Raw genomic sequence first — 19,105 nt, forward strand, 5'->3', positions numbered from 1 at the left:
ATTATTGCATGCTTGTTAAAGCGACTCACGGGCCGGATCGGCGCTGCCGGGGTGGCCGGGTGGGTTAGGATCGGGGTTTCCCTGCGCGGCCCGGACATCCGGCCGCCGGGCGACTGCAATTTGTTACAAAAACGTGGCGCGACGGTTCGGGACGACGATGTGCCGTCCGGCGCCTCCGACCGGGATATGTCCATGACGCAAGCCTCCTCCGTCCGTGCCCACCCCGACGAACTCATCGTCGGTCTGGTCTCCGTGTCCGACCGCGCCTCCACGGGCGTCTACGCCGACCAGGGCGTGCCTTCGCTGCGCGAATGGCTAGGCACGGCGCTGTCCTCGCCCTGGCGCGCCGTCGAACGCCTGGTGGCGGATGACGCCGCGCAGATCTCGGCGGCCCTCACCGAGCTGGTGGACCAGGAGCGTTGCGATCTGGTGCTGACCACGGGCGGCACCGGCCCCGCGCGGCGCGACGTGACGCCCGAGGCGACGCTGGCGGTGGCCACGCGCGAAATGCCCGGCTTCGGCGAACAGATGCGTCAGATCAGCCTGCGCTTCGTGCCCACCGCGATCCTGTCGCGCCAGGTGGGTGTGCTGCGCGAGATCGACGGTCATGCCGCGCTCATTCTCAATCTGCCCGGACAGCCCAAGGCCATCCGCGAAACGCTCGAGGGCCTGCGCGGTGACGACGGCGCCGTCGTGGCGAGCGGCATCTTCGCGGCCGTGCCGTATTGCATCGATCTCATCGGCGGTCCGTACATCGAGACGCGTGCCGAGATCGTGAAGGCGTTTCGCCCCAAATCGGCGCTGCGTCAGGCGCCGCAAGTGTGATTGCCGGTGCCCGAGCGCCCCGAATGCGTGCGGTATAGTTGGCCGCGTCGTCTGCTGATTCATCGGAAAAACAAAATGAAGGTTCTGTCTGCATTGCCCCTCGCCGCCGCCGTCCTGATGCTCTCCGCATGCGCGAGCGTGCAGGACGTCAACAAGAGCGAGCCCGTGTTCTACGGCTCCACCGCGCGTCCCGCCCAGGAGTATCTGTCGTGCGTGGCATCCGCCTGGAAGGGGCAGGGCGTGGACTTCAAGCAGAATGAAATCAAGAACGGCGGTGAAGTCGTGGTCGAGGGCACGCTGGGCGTCGAGGCCGTGCTGAGCGCCACCACGTGGCGCGGCAAGACCGACGCAAAACTGAACACGCGCCGTCCGTCGCGCGCGGTCACGCTGTCCGACTCCGCCAATCTGTGCCTCTGATGCAGCGACGCGCTTTTCTGGCGGGTGTCGCGGCGCTGAGCCTCGCCGGCGCGATGCCGCTGCTGGCGCGCGCGCAGGGTGACGCCGCCGATTACATCTCGCGCAAGCTCAACTTCCCGGTACCCGGCGGCGTGGCGGTGCTGCGTCTGGGGGCGTCGGCGCAGGAGCCCGAAGCGCGCTATCTCAACAAGCGCGTGATGGTGCTGCCGCAGGCGGGCGGCACCTGGCTCGCCATCGTGGGCATCCCGCTGTCGGTCAAGCCCGGCACGGAACATCTCACGGTGGGTAGCGGCAGCGCGGCCCGTCGCGTGGCGTTTCAGGTGGGCGCCAAGACCTACACCGCGCAGCACATCACGCTCAAGAACAAGCGGCAGGTGAACCCCGATCCGGCCGATCTGCGCCGCATCGAGCGCGAGCTGGCCGAGCAGACCGAAGCCTATCGCGCGTTTCGCGCGGGCGTGGTCCCGAGCAACGTGGTGCTCGACGCGCCGGTGCAGGGGCGTCTGTCCAGCCCCTTCGGGCTGCGCCGCTTCTTCAATGGCGAAGAGCGCAACCCGCACTCGGGCCTGGACTTCGCGGTGCCGACCGGGACGCCCATCCGCGCGCCGGCCGCGGGCCGCGTGGTGCTGGTGGGCGACTACTTCTTCAACGGCAAGACGGTTTTCGTCGACCACGGACAGGGCTTCATCAGCATGTTCTGCCACCTGTCGGCGATCGACGTCGCGGTGGGCGACGAGGTCGCGCGTGGCGGCGTCGTGGGCAAGGTGGGCGCCACCGGCCGCGCCACCGGGCCGCATCTGCACTGGAACGTCAGCCTCAACGACGCGCGCGTCGACCCGGCGATTTTCATCGGGGCGTTCAAGCCCTGATCCGGTGTCGACCAATAAAAAACCATCCCTAGGGATGGTTTTTTATTGGTCGACAGGAGGGCCGCGCGGGTCTTGAGCCGGTCAGAAGTCCATCGAAGCCGACAGCAGGAAGGTGCGCGGCGCGCCCATGCCCAGGCTGGTGAAGTGGGGCTTGGCCCAGTATCCCTTGTCGGTGACGTTGGTGACCGCCGCGCGCACGGTCAGCGGGCGGCCGTAGACCTTGGTGGCGTAGCGCGCACCCACGTCGAACACCGTACGTCCCGGAATGGAAACGTCGTTGGCCGCGTCGAGATATTGCTTGGACACCGACGTCGCGTTGGCGGTGAGCGTGACGCCGCGCACGGCCGGGACGTCCCATTCCACGCCCAGCTTCGCTTGCCATTTGGGCAGGCCGGTCGCCAGCTTGCCTTCGCTGCCGGGATTGGCCGCCTTGATCACTTCGGGGTCCGAGAATGCGACGCCGCCCATCAATCGCACGCCCTGCATCGGGGTGCCGAAGAAGCCCCATTCCACGCCGCGATTGCGCTGCTCGCCACCGAAGGAATACACATTGGTGACCAGATCGGTGTAGCTGCTGGGGCGATTGATCTCGTAGACGCTCAGGGTGTGGGCGAACTCGCCCAGATCGAGCTTGATCCCGACTTCCTTTTGTTTGGTCTTGTACGGCGCAAAGACCTCACCGGCGTTGGCGGCGGTATTGGGGGCGATGGCGCCCTGGCTCAGACCTTCGATGTAATTGGCATACAGCGACACGCGCTCGGTCGCCTTGAACAGCACGGCGGCCGCGGGCGTGGTGGCATGGGTCTTGTACCGTTCGCCCATGCGCGCGCCGGTCGCGCCATTGAAACTGTCGCTCGTCACCTGCTGGCGGCGGGCGCCGAGCGTGAGCTGGATACGATCCTGCGCGAACGACATCGTGTCGGCCACGCCCACGCTCGACAGCTCGGTGACGGTGCGGCTGATGGCCGGGATATCACTGGGCAGCCGGGGTGCGGGGCCCCACACCGGGTTGTAGATGTTGGTCACCCAATCGCGGGCCAGCAGATTGCGAAAGCCATTCAGTCGATAGTCTTCCTTGTAGTAGGTGGCATTGACCGCGAACTGATGCTTGATCGGGCCGGTCTCCAGTTTTCCTTTCAGCCCGGCCTCGGCGGACTTGCGTTCGGTCCGGTCGGCCACGCCGCTGAAGTTGATGCGGAAATCCCCGGCGCTGTTGATGACCTGTCCCGCGCCCATGTTTGAATCGAACGCGGTCTTGCTCATGCCCGCCGTGGCATAGACCATGAAGTCCTCATTCAAATCGACTTCGCCACGCAGAATCGCGCCCTCGTCCGTCGAGTCGTAAAAGGCCCAGGGGGGATTCCACGACACGTCGGATTTCGGCGGCTTGGGCACCGCCAGGCCCGGCGCGAGCGTGAGACCGCGTGTCAGCCCATTGGCGTGGTCCTTGCTCTGATAGAAGTCGGCCGAGAGGCGCGTCTTTTCGCCGCGCCAATCCAAGCCCAACGAGGCCAGCGAAACACGCTTGTCCTGCGACTTCACCGCCGTTTCGCCGTCGCGGTATACGCCATTGAAGCGGATGCCGAACTGCTGGCTGTCACCGAACCGGCGCCCCATGTCCAGGTGTCCGCCGAACTGCGAATTCGACATATAGGTACCGGTCACCCGCATCAGCGGATCGTCGCCCGCGCGCTTGGTCACCAGGTTGACGGCGCCGCCCGCCGAGCCTTTGGGCGGCATGCCGTTGAGCAGGGCCGACGGGCCCTTCAGCACTTCCACGCGTTCGAACATCTCGGGAGAGTTGCGGTAGTACGCCGCCATGCCGGCCAGGCCGTTGACCATCACGTCGCCCACGTTGGAGGGCAGACCGCGGATGGAGTAGCTCTCGTTGCTTTCGCCGGGGATTCCGCTCACGAAGACGCTGGGGTCCGTCTTGGCGATCACTTCGCTGATGTCCTTGGCCTGCTGGTCCTCCATGAACTTCTCGGTATAGGTGATCGTGGAAAACGGCGTTTCCATGAAATCCTTTTCCCCCAGAAAGCCCATGCGGCCGCCGCTGGTCACTTGTCCGCCCGGGTAGTCGGGCAGCACGGTCTGCCCTTGCACCGTGACCGCCGGCAGGGTGCTCACGGCAGGCGCCGCGTTGTCCGTCGACTGCGCCAGCGCCGCCGGCGTGAGCAGAGACAGCGTGCCGGCGCTCAGTCCGTAGACCAGCGCGGCGCGCACGGCGTCAGGCAGGGGGCGCCGCGTCAGCGAGGCAGTGGTGAGGGGCGCGGGCGCGAGTGCGCGTGCAGGATCACGCAGCGGGTGTCGGTGAGTCATGAGGTTCCTTCGGCTTTGTGCGCCTGGGCCCGGCTGGGTCGGCGCGCTCGTACTTGAGTCAGATGAAAAACGAAATAGATCGCGCATCAGGGTGCGTAGCCTTTGAGCACGTCGTCGATCACGCGCTTGATCGAGGCCGGGCTGGCGGCCGTCACATACCAGGCGTACGGGTCGGCGAACACCACGCGGCCGTTCTTCCAGGCGTTGGTCTGGCGCAGCAGTGGGTTTCCGATGGACTCGGCCGTGAGCACGGGCCGGCGTTCCATGACCGCCGTGCGATCCACGAGGTAGATCACGTCGGGATTGGTCTGCTGGATGAACTCGCTGGACACCGGGTGTCCATGCAATCCGCTCTGCGCGCCCGGGTTGGCGGGCTTTACACCCAGCGCGCCGAAGATGAAGCCGTAGCGCGAGTGTTCGCCGAATGCGCTGAAGGCGCCGTTGTTGTGAATGATGACCAGCGCCTTTTCCGGTCGGCCGGCGATGATGTCGCGAGCCGCCGCAACCTGCGCGTCGATCTCGGCCACCTTTTCACGCGCGGCCTCCTGCTTGCCGAAGATGTCGCCCAGCGTCGTCAGGTGATGCTTGATCAGCTCGATGTGATTGGACTGGCTGTCCCGGTAGTCCACGTCGAAATGAAGCGTCGGCGCGATCTCGGTCAAGGCCCTGTATTGATTGGCCTGCAGCGACGTGATCAGGATCAGGTCGGGCCTGGCCGCGTGGACACGCTCCAGATTGGGCTGCACGATCGCGCCCAGATCCAGCACCTTGGGATCGTCCTTGTACCTGGCGAGAAAATCGGGCACGAAGTCCTTCGGCATGCCGACGACCGGTACGCCCAGCTGATCCAGGAAATCGACCTCGTTCATATCGAGCGCCGCGACGCGTTGGGGCCGCGTGGCGATCTCCGTGGTGCCGAGTGCGTGCCGCACCGTGATCGGCGCGCCGCTAGCCGCCGCGCCGGCCGCCGCGCTGGCCGCCGCGCTAGCCGCCGCGCTCTGCGGCGTTGCGCTCGGTGTGGCGCCCTGTGTGGTGGCCGGCTGTGCGGGCGGGGCGGGCGCGCGCTCGCAGCCCTGCAGGGCGAGTGCGGCGCCGAGCAGCACAGGTAGCGTCCAGCGTCCGGGCCGATGAGGGCGAATCATGTCGTTCTCCTGATGAAAAGGGTTGCACAGGGCGCGTGTGTCATGGGTGGGACCCGCGATGCCGTGCCATGCGGGTGAGAAACCAGGCGCCGCACACCAGGTTCACCAGAATCCCGACGGTCGTCCGGTAGTTGAAGAGGTGTTCGACCGCGAGCTGCGCCACGATGAAGATCGCGATCGCAATCGCGCAGGCGGTGGACAAGGTGGCGCGGTGGCGGCCATCTCGAGCCAGCGCGTAGGCGAGGTTGGCCACGAAGATGCCCATGAAAGCGGTGGGGCCGAGCAGGCTGGTGGATACCGCGACCAGCATCGCGATCAGGGCGAGTTGCCACCGAACCGCGCGGCCATGGTCCACGCCCAGCGAGATCGCCTGCCCCCGGCCCAGCGACAGCACGTCGAGCGTGGGCAGGGTCCGGACCCCCGCCGCGCACACGGCCAGTACCACCAGCGCCGCCGGCAGCAATTGCGCGAGCTCGGCGCGATTGAATGAGGCCTGGCTCATGCCCAGCAACATGGAAAATTCGCCCGGGCTTGTCGTGAGCTGGACGAATTGGGTGAAGGTGCCGATCACCACCGTCAGCACCAGGCCCACCAGCAGCAGGAAATACACATTGGTTTGATCGCCGCGCAGCAGCCAGCGGTGGATGGCCCATGAGTAGCCGAGCATCGTCAGCGCCGACACGACGAAGTTGCCGGTGGCACTCAGCAGCGCCAGGCTCTGCGTACCGAGCGCCAGGATCAGAAGCGCCTGCAGCATCAGGTAGATGGCCTCGTATCCCATGATGGCCGGCGTCAGGATGCGGTTGCCCGTGATGGTCTGAAAGGCGATCGATGACCACGCGACGCAGACGCCGCCGATGCCCATGGCGGCCAGGCGGATCAGGCGTTTCGGGATCACATAGCCGAAGTCCAGGCCCGACCGGAAGAACACGAAGATCAGGGCCAGCGCCGCAACGCTGGTCCAGAGCGCGGGCAGTCGCCAGCCGAAGCGCTGCGCACGTGTCATCGCCGGTTCCTGAGGATGAGCGCGAGAAACAGGACGCCGCCGACTCCGCCGGCCGTCAAGCCGATGGGCACTTCGTAGGGGTGGATGAGGATGCGACCGAGGATGTCGCACACCAGCAGCAGCGACGCGCCGCCCAGCGCGACCATGGGCAAGGTGCGCCCGAGGTTGTCGCCATAGTGCAGCGCGATCAGATTCGGCACGACCAGGCCGACGAACGGAATCGCGCCGACCGTAATCACCGTGACGGACACCGTGACGGCGACCAGCAACAGGCCCAGCGCGACGGTGGCGGCGTAGTTCAGCCCCAGGCTGTGCGCCACGTCTTCGCCCATGCCCAGCACCGTGAAGCGGTGCGCGTACAAATACGTGAGCACCACGATCGGCAGGATCAGGTAGACGACCTCGTAGTTGCCCTGCACGATCTTCGAGAAGTCGCCGAGCAACCAGCCCTGCATGCTCTGAAGAATGTTGTTGCGGTAGGCGTAGAACTCGGCGAGCGCGCTGAGCACGCCGCCATACATGAGCCCGATCACCGGCACGAGCACCGTGTTCTTGACCCGGATGCGCCGCACGATGGCCACGAACATGAGGCCGGCGGCAAAGCAGAACGCCAGCGCGCACACCATGCGAGCCGCCACGCCGGCGCCCGGGATGAGCGTGATCGATACCAGGATGCCGAGTTTCGCCGCATCCAGTCCGCCGGAAGTCGCGGGCTCGACAAACTTGTTGCGCACGATGTGCTGCAGAATCACGCCGCAAACCGATAGCCCCACGCCCGTCAGCACCAGCGTGGCGAGTCGGGGCAGCCTGCTGGCGGTCAGCGTGAGCCAGGTGTCACCGGACAGGGTGGCCCATTGCGACCACGCCACCTCGCGCGCGCCCACGAAGAGCGACGCGCCACATAGCGCGGCGAAGAGGGCCAGCCAGCGTGCGGACATCAGGAGCGAGCCCCTCGAGGCGTGACGACGCGCCAGCGCTTCGCCATGCGGCGCTGCTCGAGGAAATGCGCGTAGTGGCCCTGGCTTGTCGCCAGCTGCGCCAGGGTGCCTTGCTCGACGACCGCGCCGCGCTCCAGGACGACGATCTGATCGGCCATGGCGACGGTGGCGAGCTGATGCGCGATCACCACCAACGTGCGGCGGCCTCGCAGCCGCGCGAGTGCCTGGGCGATGACGGCCTGGCTTTCGGCGTCGAGCGCCGCGGTCGCCTCGTCCACGAGCAGGATCGGGGCGTTCTTGATCAAGGCGCGCGCGATCGCAACACGCTGGCGTTCCCCGGCCGAGAGACGTGCGCCGCCTTCTCCGACGGGCGTGTCCAGTCCTTGCGGCAATCGCAGCAATAGCGATTCGGCGCCCGCCTCGCACAGGGCCGCCACGATCTGCGCGTCGTCCGCGTCGGGCCTGCCGAGCCGGACGTTATCGGCGATCGTGCCCGAGAAGAGAAAGCTCTCCTGAAATATCTGACTGATCTGCGCCGCCAGTTGCGGCTCGGTCATGTCGCGGACGTCGACCCCGCCCACGAGCACGCTGCCCTGGTGCACGTCGAAGAAGCGTGCGATCAGGCGGACGAGGGTGGTCTTGCCCGATCCCGATTCGCCGATCAGCGCAGTCATGGTGCCCGGCGCGATGCGCAGGCTGACGTCGTGGAGCACGTCGGGGCCGTTGTCGTCGTAGCCAAAATGCACGTTGCGCAGCTCGATGCCCGCATCGTGCGGCACGCGAGGCGTCGCGGGCGCCGGCAACGGGGCGGCGGCGAGGATCGCCTGCACCTCGTCGAGCTGCCCGGTGGCGCCGCGCAGCACATCTCCGTAGCTCGCCACTTCGAGCAGCGAGTCGATGAAGCGGGCGGCCAGCAACAGGGCAATCACGACACCGGCCGACTCGCCCGGCAGCCCGCCTTGCGGCGCCGCGCCCGCCCACGCCACCACGGCGAACAGCATGACCGCAAAGACGGCCTGGACGCCCCACATCGTCAACACCGAGGATCCCGCCGAGAGCCAGATCAGCCGTCCGCCGGCCTGCTGTTGCCGTTCGAAGGTCTCGGTCAGCCAGCGCGTGCTGCCGCCCTCGCCGTTGAAGGCGCGCAGCAACGCCTGCGCCTGCGCGAACTCGACCACGCGTTGGCTGGCGTCCGCAAAGCGCTGCTGGTAGAGGCTGTCGGCGCGGCGTGCGAGCCGGCGCGTGAGTCCCATGAGCGCGGCGGTAAGCGGCAGGGCGGCCAGGCCGATCAGACCCAGCGGCGCGTGCAGCCAGAACAGGGCAGCCAGCAGGACCGCGGGTGTCACCACGCCACTGATCACTGGCGTCAGTACGTGAGCGGGAAGCTGGGCGATGCTCATCATGCCCTGCGTCATCACATGGCCGAGCCTGGCAGTGTTTTGCGGCGTAAACCATCCCGCGGGCAACCGCGCGACGTGGTCGCCGAGGCGATGACGCGCGTCCTGCAGCAGCGCCACGCCCACCCGTACACCGGCACGTTCCACCACGCCCCGGAGTGCCCAGCATGCCGCCATGCCGGCCAGCAGGACGGCAAGCCACATCCTCGCGGCGGACATGTCGCCCGTCAGCAGCGCGCCGACGACCGGCACCAGTGCCGTGAGGGCCAGACCGCACAGCAGTCCATAAACGACGGCAAGCGCGAGATATCGCCGCAGCACCGGCGACGTCTCGCCCAGCAACGCAAAAAGGGTCTTCAGCATGGCGCTCCCTCCCGGGGCGTGGACGCCGCACTCTCAGCCCACAGGCGCGCGTAGCGTCCGGGGCGGGCCAGTAGCTCGGCGTGCGTGCCCTGTTCGACGATGGCCCCGCCTTCCATGACGAGGATGCGGTCCGCGTGCATCACCGTCTCGAGCCGGTGTGCGATGACAAGCACGGTGCGGTCTTGCGTGAAGCGGGCCAGCGCCTCCTGGACCAGCACTTCATTGACGGCGTCCATGCTGGCCGTGGGTTCGTCGAGTACCAGGACCGGCGGGTCGAGGAGCATGGCTCGGGCGATGTTCACGCGTTGGCGTTCGCCGCCCGAGAGCACGGCGTCCTCGCCGACGACGGAGTCATATCCCCGCGGCAGCGCGGCGATGCGCTCATGGATGTTCGCGGCGCGCGCGGCCGCTTCGATCTCGGACAGGCTTGCGCCGGCGCGGCCCAGCGCGATGTTCTCGCGCACACTGGCATGCAGCAGCCGCGACTCCTGCAACACGAAACCGATGCGCTGGTAGAGCTGCCTGCTGTCGACGTGGCGCAGGTCGGCGCCGCCCAGTGTGATGCGCCCCGCCGCGGGATCGAAGAAGCGCAGCAGCAGGCGTGCCACGGTCGACTTGCCCGCGCCCGATGCGCCGACGATGGCGGTCACGCTACCGGCGGCCAGCGTGAAGGTGACGTCGGACAGCGCGCGGTCATCGGAGCCGTAGCCGAAGCTCACCTGTTCGAAGCGGATCTCATGGCCGTCCGGCTGTTGCTGCCGCTCGGGGCTGACTGGTGCGATGACCGGCGTCTGAAGCATCGCCGACACACGCTGTGCTGCGCCGACGGCAGCGCCGAGGTCATGCAGCAGGGTGTGCAGCAACAGCAGCGGGGCGCAGATGCCAGGGGCGACCAGGGCGAAGGGCAGCACGTCCATCGGCGCGATCCATTCCAGACTCGCGAACAGCGTGCCGCCGGCCAGGACGAAGGCGAGCACTGTGACCGGAGCGATGAGGGCATGGGCGTGCGCCATCGCTGCAACCAGCGGGCGGGTGAAGTCGGCAAACGCCTCGGCGAAGGCGTCGACGGCTTCCCGATAACTGGCGTGGGCGCGGCCCGTGGCGCCGAAGGCCTTGACCACCGGGATGCCGCTCACGAACTCGACTGCCGTTGCGTTGATGCGTCCCAGCCGCGCCACGAACACGTTCATGTTGGCATTGCCGGCTTTCATTGCGTGGCGCAGGAACAGCAGAAAACCCGGAAAGGGCAGCAGGGCGACGACCGCCATGCGCCAATCCAGCGCGAACAGATAGACGACCGAGATCGCGATGGCGCCCACGGCACGCCCCACGGCCGTATAGAAATGCGCGGTCAGGCTGTGCAGGGTGCCGATGTCGTCCTGCAGCGCCTGTTTGATTTCGCCGGAAGCCCGGTCGGTGAACCAACCCAGCGGCGCCTGGGCCAGGCGCTGGACGACGTCCAGGCGCAGGCGGTGGGTGAGGCGGTTGTCGGCAAGGTGCGCGATCAGCTCGGCTGCCGACACCAGTGCCATCCCCAGGAACAGGCTCGCCACGCTGAAGCCGAGCGTTCGGGCGATGTCGTCAGGGGCGGACGAGGCGGTATCCGCCAGGGCCAGGGCGGCGGCATGCGCGATGCCGGCAAGCGGGGCCAAGGTCAGCATCGCGCCGAGGCCGGCCAGCACGCTGGCGACCGCCAGCAGCCTGCGGATCGGATGCAGAATCTGACGGATCGGGCCGGGTGGGCGAGTGGACGGGCTCGCGGACGCGCCAGGATCGGAAACGCGGGAGTTCATGAAAAGCGCAGGAAATCAAACACTTGCCGCGTGGCGGCGGACCTTCTGCATGTCCGTGATGGCGCCGGAATCGGCCTGCTGCCGTTGCGTTTCCGTCACGGGGATGAGAATGAGTTGCAACACTATAAGCTAAATCTTGAAATAGTTGAAGCAAATAAACTAAATCGCGAAACAGGTTAAAGTCTCGGCTTTCGTATCGCGACTCACCGGCGTATCCATGACTTCATCAGAGCGGCCCGCCCCGCGCGGGCGCCCCCGGACCATCACGCACGAGCGCATTGCCGAGGCGGGCGTGCGAATCGGACTGCCGAACCTGTCCTACGCGCTGGTCGCGGCGGAGTTGGGCGTGAGTCATATGGCGCTCTACAAGCATGTCGCGAGCCTCGATGCCTTGAAATGCCTGGTCGCCGAGGAGATGTTTCGCCGCTGGGAAATTCCCCGGGCGCAGGCCGGGACCGGGCGCGCGGGCCTGAAGGCCTATCTCCAGGTGTTTGCCGCCGCGGTGCGCGACTTCGTCAGAGCGCACCCGGGCGTGACGCCGTTCACGATCCGGCGGCTGGCGGCGACGCCGGCCATGCTGGAGAAGATCGTGGCGCATCAACGCCATATCGCCGAGGCCTGTGAGCTATCGATGGAGCAGGCGCGCTGGCTTCTCGCCACCATCGCCTTTCATGGCATGGCGGTGGCCGACACGGTGTATACGGTCGCCGGTCGCGCACCCGAGGTCGAGGCCGACCGGTCGGCGGAGGAAGCCGAAATGGAGGGAGAGCTGGAGCAGGGCATGCAGGCGCTGATTGCGGGGGCGCTGCTCATGTTGGACGAGGGCGCGCCCGGTTGAACGCCCGCCTGGGCCGCGCGTCCGGCTTGCCGCCCCCCGAGGGGGCTCTTTTTTGTCTTGGGGCGGCCCGGCGATGGGTGGACCCCCACGCCGCGCCTTCGGCTTGCTGCCCCCCGAGGGGGCCGTTTTTGTCTTGGGGCGGCCCGGCGACAAAAAGTGCCCCCACGCTGCGCCTTCGGCTTGCTGCCCCCGAGGGGGCTTTTTTTGTCTTGGGACGGCCCGGCGACAAAAAGTGCCCCCACGCCGCGCCTTCGGCTTGCTGCCCCCCGAGGGGGCTCTTTTTTGTCTTGGGGCGGCCCGGCGACAAAAAAGGCCCCCACGCCGCGCCTTCGGCTTGCTGCCCCCCGAGGGGGCTTTTTTTGTCTTGGGGCGGCCCGGCGACAAAAAACCATCCCTAGGGATGGTTTTTTTGGGCAGAAGGCTCGCGGGATCGGGCGCCGCGCGCGGCGGCGCGGGCGATCCGCGGCGGCTTCGGATCAGGCCTGGGCCTGGGCCTGCGCTTCGGCCTGCGGCATCTCGATCTTCACCTCCAGCACTTCCAGCGTGTCCTGGCGCTCGAGATGGACCTTGATGTCGTCCGGGTTGATCTTCACGTACTTGGAAATCACGGCGATGAGCTCCTGCTGCAATTGCGGCAGGTAGTCGGGCGAATCGCCGCGTCCGGAGCGTTCGTGGGCGAGGATGATCTGCAGGCGTTCTTTGGCAACGCTTGCCGTGGATTTCTTCTGGCCGAGCAGGAACGACAGGAACGACATTGATTACTTTCCTCCGAACAGGCGTTTCAGCAGGCCGGGCTTTTCGTATTCGGTAAAGCGCAGCGAACGGTCTTCGCCCAGGTAGCGGGCGACCACGTCCTTGTAGGCCTCGGACACGTCGGTGTCTTTCAGGTGGATGGCGGGCAGGCCCTGGTTGGAGGCCTGCAGCACCGCTTCGGACTCGGGGATCACGCCGATCAGCTTGATCCGCAGAATGTCTTCGATGTCGCTGAGCGACAGCATCTCGCCGTCGTTCACGCGCTTGGGGTTGTAGCGCGTGAGCAGCAGATATTCTTTGACCGGATCATCACCCTGCACGGCCCGGCGCGACTTGGCGGCCAGGATGCCCAGGATGCGATCGGAGTCGCGCACGGACGAGACTTCGGGGTTGGTCACGACCAGCGCGTCGTCGGCGAAGTAGGCCGCCATCAGCGCGCCCGTTTCGATGCCGGCGGGCGAATCGCAGATGATGTAGTCGAAGCCCATGTCTTTCAGGTCGTTCATGACCTTCTCGACGCCTTCCTGCGTGAGCGCATCCTTGTCGCGCGTTTGCGAGGCGGGCAGGACGAACAGATTCTCGAGCTGCTTGTCCTTGATGAGGGCCTGCTTGAGCGAGGCTTCGCCTTGAATCACGTTGACGAAGTCGTACACCACGCGACGCTCGCAACCCATGATCAGGTCGAGGTTGCGCAGGCCGACGTCGAAGTCGATGACCGCGGTCTTGTGGCCTCGCATCGCCAGGCCAGAGGAAAAGCTGGCACTCGTGGTGGTCTTGCCCACGCCGCCTTTGCCGGAGGTCACCACAACAATACGTGTCATGACGATCAAACCCTTTATGTTCGAATAAATCGCGTTATCGTAAAGCAAAAAGCCCCTAATGGCTTCTTACATGTGTGTAGCAAAGGCCTGGAAAACCGGGGCCGGCAACGCGTTCGCCGATTCACGGCGCGACGCCGCGCGCACACCTGGCGAGCGCGATGCGCGGTACCTCGGATTCAACCTTTCAGTGCCTCGATATGCAGCGTGTCGCCGGCCAGGCGCACCAGCGCCGGCTGATTGTGCAGGGCGCGATCGAGCTTGTCTTCGACCACGCGATACACGCCCGCCACGGCCAGCAACTCCGCATCGAGCTGCGTCGTGAAGATGCGTGCCGAGGTGTCGCCACGCGCGCCAGCCATGGCCTTGCCGCGCAGCGGACCATAAACGTGCACGTTGCCATCGGCGATCACTTCGGCGCCCTGACTCACCATGCCGATCACGACCACGTCGGTGCCGCGCGCGTAGACGCGCTGGCCGGAACGCAGCGGCCGCGTGATGACCAGGGCCGAGCTGCTTTGCGGGCCGGCCGAGGTAAGACGGCCGGACTCGGCGGTGGCGCCTGCCGCGCGCGCGGGCGGCGCGGCATCGGAAGACGCGGCCGGGGCGGCCTCGTCGGCATCGACCGCTGCGTCGGCGGGCGCGTCGACCGGATCCACGCCGTTCGCGCCGGTGCCCACATCGGGCTGCGCGGTCGGGCCGTCGGGCGCGACGTCGAGCGCGGCAGCCGGCACCGACGGCACCGGCGTGGCGACGTCGTTGGGCGGCGCGGTGTCGATCGCGGGCGGAACGCGCGGCCCCGGCGTGGAGAGCTCCACGGGTGTCAGGCCGATGGCACGCGCGGCGGCGAGGTTGGCCTCGGTGGCCACCACGCCGATCGCCGGCAGGTTGTGGTCACGCAGCGCCTGCACCAGTTCGGGCCAATCGATGGGCGCGTCGACGCGGCTGGCGTCGATCACCACGGGTTCGTTCTCGAAGAAGCTGCCGGCGTCGGCCATCCGTTTGTCGAGCGCCGCGCGCAGCGCAGCGAGGTCGGCGTTGTGAAGCACCACGCGGATGGCGTAGAGCGTGGCGCTTTTGAAATCCAGTGCTAGGGGTTCGCTGTTCATGGGTCGAGTGTGAGACGGGGCGCGCGCCAGGACAGGGTGCGCACGGAGCCGGCTCTGCAATGTCGGGCATGATAACCCGCGGCGGGACGGCCCGAAACGTAGAAAGGACGCGGCGCCGCCCTGCGTTCAGGGCAAGGGTTCGGGCGCGGGCGGCGTGCCACCGAGCGCCTTCGTGAGCGCCCGCGCGGCGGCCAGCACATCGTCGGCCTGCGCGCGGATCAGGCGCGGCGTGGGCATGGTGAGGGTGACCGCGCCGGCGAGCGTGCCATCGGCGCCGAACACCGGCGCGGAGATGCCCGAGAGCTCGGGCATGCGGTCGCCTTCGAGCACGATCACCTGCTCGGCGCGGATCCGCCGTGCGACCTCGTCGTCCGCGCGCGCGTCGGGGCTGGCGTAGGCGCTCAGAACCCGGCCCCCGGCGCCCCGGGTGAGCGGCAACAGGTCGCCGGCGCGAATGTGGTCGCGCACGGGGTGCGGCGAATCCACGCGATACAGACAGAGCCGGTGTCCGCCCTGCGCCACGTGATAGGCCGCGCTCTCGCCGGTGCGGGCGACCAGCGCCCGCAGCGCGGGCACCACCACATCCTGCAAGGCGAAAGACGCCGCGTACACGCCGTGCAGCCGGGCGACTTCGGCACCGAGCGCGTAGTGCCCGGCGGGCGTGCGTCGCACCCAGCCCGCGTGCTCGAGCGAGGCGAGCAACCGCAGCACTGTGCTCTTGTACAGCTGCGTGCGCGCGGCGAGCTCGGTGAGGGCGAGCTCGCCGTCGCCGGCCCGAAAGGCACCGAGTACCGACAACGCGCGATCCACGGCGGCGGCGCCGCCCGGTGCGGCATGTTGATCGGCGAGCGAGGGTTGGATGGCTTTACGAGGCATGAGATCAGGCGTGCGGACGCCCCCTTGCAGGGCGCCCCTTGCAGGCGCCCCCGATTGACATCGGGGGCCGGGTCGGCGAATAATAAATTAATAGAACGTCGTTCTATCTTATAGAACAACAAGGAGACCGTCAATGCCTTCCGTCCTGGTGAGCGAAGTCGGGCCGCGCGATGGCCTGCAAAGCATCGCCGCCGTCATGCCCACGCATGCCAAGCGCCGCTGGATCGCAGCGCTGGCGCGCGCCGGCCTGCGCGAAATCGAAGTGGCCTCGTTCGTGCCGCCCCGGCTGATGCCGCAGATGGCCGACGCCGCCGAGGTGGTGCAAGACGCGCTGGCTTTGCCCGATCTGCACGTGGCGGTGCTCGCCCCGAATCTGCAGGGCGCGCGTGCGGCGTTGCAGGCGGGCGCGCACAAGATCACGCTGCCCGTGTCGGTGAGCGAGGCGCACTCGCTGGCCAACGTGCGCAAGACCCACGCGCAGATGATCGAGACGGTGCGCGAGGTGGTCGCGCTGCGCGACGAGGACTGGCCCGAGGCGCGCATCGAAGCCGGGCTGTCCACGGCCTTCGGCTGCACCCTGGCGGGCGCGGTCAGCGATGCGCAGACGCTGGCCCTGGCGCAGACCATGGCCGACTGCGGCGTGGACGAGGTCGGGTTGTCGGATACCACCGGCTACGCCAATCCGGCGCAGGTTCGGCGCCTGTTCAGCGCGTTGCAGCGCGAGCTCGGCGAGCGCGCGGGCGGGGCGCATTTTCACAACACGCGCGGGCAGGGGCTCGCCAATGTGGTGGCGGCGCTCGAGGCCGGCGTGCGCACGTTCGATGCGAGCCAGGGCGGATTGGGCGGCTGCCCGCATGCGCCCGGCGCGACCGGCAACATCGTGACCGAAGACCTGGTGTTTCTGCTCGAGGCGATGGGTCTGGATACCGGCATCGACGTCGCCGCGCTGCTCGAGGCGCGCGCGATCCTGCGGGCCGCCTTGCCGGACGAGCCGCTCTACGGTCACCTGCCCGATGCCGGGCTGCCCAAGGATTTTGTCTACGCACGGGAGGCCGCATGAGTCGCGCCGACCAAGCCCATACGGCGCAGGCAGACACCGCCGCGCAAGACGCGCCCCCGTTGCCGCTGGCCGGCATCCGCGTCATCGAATTCACGCACATGGTGATGGGCCCGACCTGCGGCATGGTGCTGGCGGACCTGGGCGCCGAAGTCATCAAGATCGAGCCGGTGCAGGGCGACAACACGCGCCGGCTGAAGGGCTCGGGCGCCGGATTCTTCGCGATGTTCAACCGCAACAAGAAGAGCATTCCGGTAGACCTGCACGATCCGCGCGGACGCGAACTGGTGCTGCGGCTGATCGCCACGGCCGACATCGTGAGCGAGAACTTCAAGCCGGGCGCGATGGCGCGCCTGGGACTGGATTACGAGAGCCTGCAAACGCTCAATCCCGGACTGATCTACGTGTCGCATAAGGGCTTTCTGCCGGGCCCCTACGAGCATCGCACCGCGCTCGACGAGGTGGTGCAGATGATGGGCGGGCTGGCCTACATGACCGGTCCGGAAGGCCGGCCGCTGCGCGCGGGCGCGGCGGTCAACGACATCATGGGTGGCATGTTCGGCGCGCTGGGCGCGATGGCCGCGCTCATCGAACGGCGCAGCACCGGCCGGGGCCAGCAGGTGCAGAGTGCGCTGTTCGAGAACAACGTATTTCTCGTGGGCCATCACATGATGCAGTACGCCGTGACGGGCCAGGCCGCCGCCCCCATGCCCAGCCGCATCTCGGCCTGGGCGGTGTACGACGTGTTCACGGTGGCCGAGGGTGGGCAGATCTTCCTGGCGGTGGTGTCGGACACGCAGTGGCGGATCTTCTGCGAGGCCTTCGGTTTCGTGGATCTGGCGGACGACACCCGTTTGGCCACCAACAATGCCCGCGTCGACGCGCGGCCCTGGCTCATGCCGATCCTGCGCGAAAGGCTGGCCGGCATGAGCGCCGCGTCGCTCGCGCAGCGCTTCGAGCAGCACGGGCTGCCGTATGCGCCGATCGCGCGTCCGCAGGACCTCTTCGACGATCCGCACCTGGCCGGCACCGGTGGCCTGGCCGAGATCGCGATTCCCGACGGCGCGCGCGCCGGAGAGGCCACGCGTGTGCCGCTGCTGCCCATCACACTGGGTGGACGCCGGCCGGGCGTGCGTGCCGGGCCGCCCGCGCTGGGTGCCTGCGGGGCGGCGGTGCTCGACGAGGCTGGCATCGATGCCGAGGCGCGCGCCGCGTTGATCGAGGCGGGCGTCCTGGGGCCGGTGACCTGACCCGGGCCGCGCCGGGCGTCGGATCGACGCCCGGCGCGGCCCCTGTTTCAAGGAGCGGCCTCATCGGCCGGTGGTAGCGGATGTCGAAGGCGCGTGCGGACGGTGGCGTTCCGGCGGTCGGCGGCAACATAACAACACGGAGACAACACCATGACATGCATCATCTCGGGCACCGGGCCGCAGAACGCCGGGCGGCGTACTGCTGGGCGGCATGCCGCTGGGCGGCAGTCCGCTCGCCTGCTCACGCGGTTTGCGCAGCGACTGATGGCCTGCGCCGCGCTTGCCGCCGCGCTTGCCGCCGCGCTCGCCGCGCCGGCTCAGGCCGCCTGGCCGGAGCGCCCCATCAACCTCATCGTGCCGATGCCGCCGGGCGGCGGGACCGACACCATCAGCCGCCTCGTCGCCGAGCGCGTGGGCGCGAGCGGCGCGGGCTGGTCGATGGTCGTGCAGAACAAACCGGGCGCCACCGGCAACATCGGCATGGAGTTCGTGGCGCGATCCGCGCCCGACGGCTACACCGTCGGCATGGGGCAGGCGGCCAATCTGGCGATCAACCCGGCCATCTATCCCCGCATGCCGTTCGACCCGGCGCGCGACTTCACCCTCATCGGTCTGGTGGCCGCGCAGCCGGTGGTGCTGGTGGTGCGGGCGGATTCGCCGTACCGCAGCCTGAAGGACCTGCTCGACGACGCGCGCAAGCGCGGGCCGGGCGCGCTCAAGCTCGCCTCGGCCGGTAACGGCACGATCGGCCACATGGCCGGCATGATGCTGGCCCGGCGCGCCGAGGTCGAGTTTCTGCACGTGCCCTACAAGGGGGCAGGGCCCGCGGTCACCGATCTGGTGGGCGGTCAGACCGATCTCTATTTCATTACGCCGCAGACCGCCTTCGCGCTGTTCAAGGCCGAGAAGCTGCGCGCGCTCGCCGTCACGTCGACCGCGCGGCTCGATGCGCTGCCCGACGTCCCGACCGTGGCGGAATCGGGTTTCGCCGGCTTCGAGGCCTCGGCCTGGACCGGCCTCGTCGGCCCGGCCGGCATGCCGGCCTCCGCCGTCAGTGCGATCAACGCGCAACTGCAGACCGCGCTGGCGCAGCCCGAGATGAAGCGGCGCCTGGCCGACGAGGGCAGCCAGCCGCTGGGCGGCACGCCGCAGGCGTTCCGCAGTTATCTCGAGAGCGAGACGACGAAGTGGGGCGAGGTGGTGAAGGCGGCCGGCATCCGCCTGGACTAGACAAGCCCCCACGCCGCGCGTGCTTCGCCCGCTTGCTGCCCCCCGAGGGGGCGCGCCCACCTTGGGACGGCCCGGCGGTGGGCGTAAAGGGGCGCGCCCACC

At 68.0% G+C, this 19,105-nt stretch carries 17 protein-coding genes; 7 read left to right on the forward strand and 10 right to left on the reverse strand.

The window, feature by feature from the left end; all coding sequences use genetic code 11:
- The first annotated feature begins 186 nt into the window (after positions 1-186).
- The 3 genes from mog to CEK29_RS04765 all read left to right on the forward strand — a co-directional run bounded on the left by mog (position 187) and on the right by CEK29_RS04765 (position 2,111).
- A complete protein-coding gene (mog, locus tag CEK29_RS04755) occupies positions 187-825 on the forward strand; it encodes a molybdopterin adenylyltransferase (RefSeq protein ID WP_094857465.1) in 639 nt (212 codons plus the stop codon).
- Between the two features lie 75 nt (positions 826-900).
- A complete protein-coding gene (locus CEK29_RS04760; protein ID WP_094857466.1) occupies positions 901-1,242 on the forward strand; it encodes a hypothetical protein in 342 nt (113 codons plus the stop codon).
- Positions 1,242-2,111 (forward strand): peptidoglycan DD-metalloendopeptidase family protein, encoded by an 870-nt coding sequence (locus CEK29_RS04765; RefSeq protein ID WP_440588302.1) that lies wholly within the window; start codon positions 1,242-1,244, stop codon positions 2,109-2,111. The genes CEK29_RS04760 and CEK29_RS04765 overlap by 1 nt, the downstream gene beginning before the upstream one ends.
- Before the next feature lie 81 nt (positions 2,112-2,192).
- Here the strand turns inward: CEK29_RS04765 and CEK29_RS04770 are convergent, their stop codons facing one another.
- The 6 genes from CEK29_RS04770 to CEK29_RS04795 all read right to left on the reverse strand — a co-directional run bounded on the left by CEK29_RS04770 (position 2,193) and on the right by CEK29_RS04795 (position 11,072).
- A complete protein-coding gene (locus CEK29_RS04770; RefSeq protein ID WP_094857467.1) occupies positions 2,193-4,433 on the reverse strand; it encodes a TonB-dependent receptor in 2,241 nt (746 codons plus the stop codon).
- Between the two features lie 86 nt (positions 4,434-4,519).
- Complete coding sequence (locus CEK29_RS04775; protein WP_094857468.1) at positions 4,520-5,575, reverse strand: siderophore ABC transporter substrate-binding protein; 1,056 nt, start codon at positions 5,573-5,575, stop codon at positions 4,520-4,522.
- A 40-nt stretch (positions 5,576-5,615) separates the two neighbouring features.
- Positions 5,616-6,581, reverse strand: a complete 966-nt coding sequence (locus CEK29_RS04780; RefSeq protein WP_094857469.1) for an iron chelate uptake ABC transporter family permease subunit — start codon at positions 6,579-6,581, stop codon at positions 5,616-5,618.
- A complete protein-coding gene (locus CEK29_RS04785) occupies positions 6,578-7,519 on the reverse strand; it encodes an ABC transporter permease (RefSeq protein WP_094857470.1) in 942 nt (313 codons plus the stop codon). Before CEK29_RS04785 ends, CEK29_RS04780 begins: the two co-directional genes overlap by 4 nt.
- Positions 7,519-9,279, reverse strand: coding sequence for an ABC transporter ATP-binding protein (locus CEK29_RS04790; protein ID WP_094857471.1), 1,761 nt, complete (start codon positions 9,277-9,279; stop codon positions 7,519-7,521). Before CEK29_RS04790 ends, CEK29_RS04785 begins: the two co-directional genes overlap by 1 nt.
- Positions 9,273-11,072: an ABC transporter ATP-binding protein gene (locus tag CEK29_RS04795; RefSeq protein ID WP_094857472.1), complete on the reverse strand. Its 1,800-nt coding sequence runs from the start codon at positions 11,070-11,072 to the stop codon at positions 9,273-9,275. The genes CEK29_RS04790 and CEK29_RS04795 overlap by 7 nt, the downstream gene beginning before the upstream one ends.
- A gap of 217 nt (positions 11,073-11,289) precedes the next feature.
- Here CEK29_RS04795 and CEK29_RS04800 point away from each other — a divergent pair, with 217 nt between their 5' ends.
- Positions 11,290-11,910, forward strand: a complete 621-nt coding sequence (locus tag CEK29_RS04800; protein WP_094857473.1) for a TetR/AcrR family transcriptional regulator — start codon at positions 11,290-11,292, stop codon at positions 11,908-11,910.
- A 476-nt stretch (positions 11,911-12,386) separates the two neighbouring features.
- On the opposite strand, the gene minE is transcribed toward CEK29_RS04800, so the two are convergent.
- The 4 genes from minE to CEK29_RS04820 form a co-directional block, all read right to left on the reverse strand.
- Entirely contained in the window at positions 12,387-12,665 is a 279-nt protein-coding gene (gene minE, locus CEK29_RS04805; protein WP_094803406.1) for a cell division topological specificity factor MinE, read from the reverse strand.
- Between the two features lie 3 nt (positions 12,666-12,668).
- Positions 12,669-13,484: a septum site-determining protein MinD gene (gene minD / locus CEK29_RS04810; protein WP_094803899.1), complete on the reverse strand. Its 816-nt coding sequence runs from the start codon at positions 13,482-13,484 to the stop codon at positions 12,669-12,671.
- A gap of 176 nt (positions 13,485-13,660) precedes the next feature.
- Positions 13,661-14,590, reverse strand: coding sequence for a septum site-determining protein MinC (gene minC, locus CEK29_RS04815; protein WP_094857474.1), 930 nt, complete (start codon positions 14,588-14,590; stop codon positions 13,661-13,663).
- A 126-nt stretch (positions 14,591-14,716) separates the two neighbouring features.
- Positions 14,717-15,466 carry an IclR family transcriptional regulator gene (locus tag CEK29_RS04820; protein WP_094803404.1) on the reverse strand — a complete coding sequence of 250 codons (750 nt, stop codon included), beginning with the start codon at positions 15,464-15,466 and terminating at the stop codon, positions 14,717-14,719.
- A gap of 133 nt (positions 15,467-15,599) precedes the next feature.
- Between CEK29_RS04820 and CEK29_RS04825 the strand changes: the two genes are divergently transcribed.
- From CEK29_RS04825 to CEK29_RS04835, 3 genes are all read left to right on the forward strand, one after another.
- Positions 15,600-16,526, forward strand: a complete 927-nt coding sequence (locus CEK29_RS04825; protein ID WP_094857475.1) for a hydroxymethylglutaryl-CoA lyase — start codon at positions 15,600-15,602, stop codon at positions 16,524-16,526.
- Positions 16,523-17,773 (forward strand): CaiB/BaiF CoA transferase family protein, encoded by a 1,251-nt coding sequence (locus CEK29_RS04830; RefSeq protein ID WP_094857476.1) that lies wholly within the window; start codon positions 16,523-16,525, stop codon positions 17,771-17,773. Before CEK29_RS04825 ends, CEK29_RS04830 begins: the two co-directional genes overlap by 4 nt.
- 150 nt (positions 17,774-17,923) lie before the next feature.
- Positions 17,924-19,003 (forward strand): Bug family tripartite tricarboxylate transporter substrate binding protein, encoded by a 1,080-nt coding sequence (locus tag CEK29_RS04835; protein WP_094857477.1) that lies wholly within the window; start codon positions 17,924-17,926, stop codon positions 19,001-19,003.
- Positions 19,004-19,105 lie beyond the last annotated feature (102 nt).

The sequence above is a fragment of the Bordetella genomosp. 5 genome (assembly GCF_002261475.1).
In the GTDB taxonomy this organism is placed as follows: domain Bacteria; phylum Pseudomonadota; class Gammaproteobacteria; order Burkholderiales; family Burkholderiaceae_B; genus Bordetella.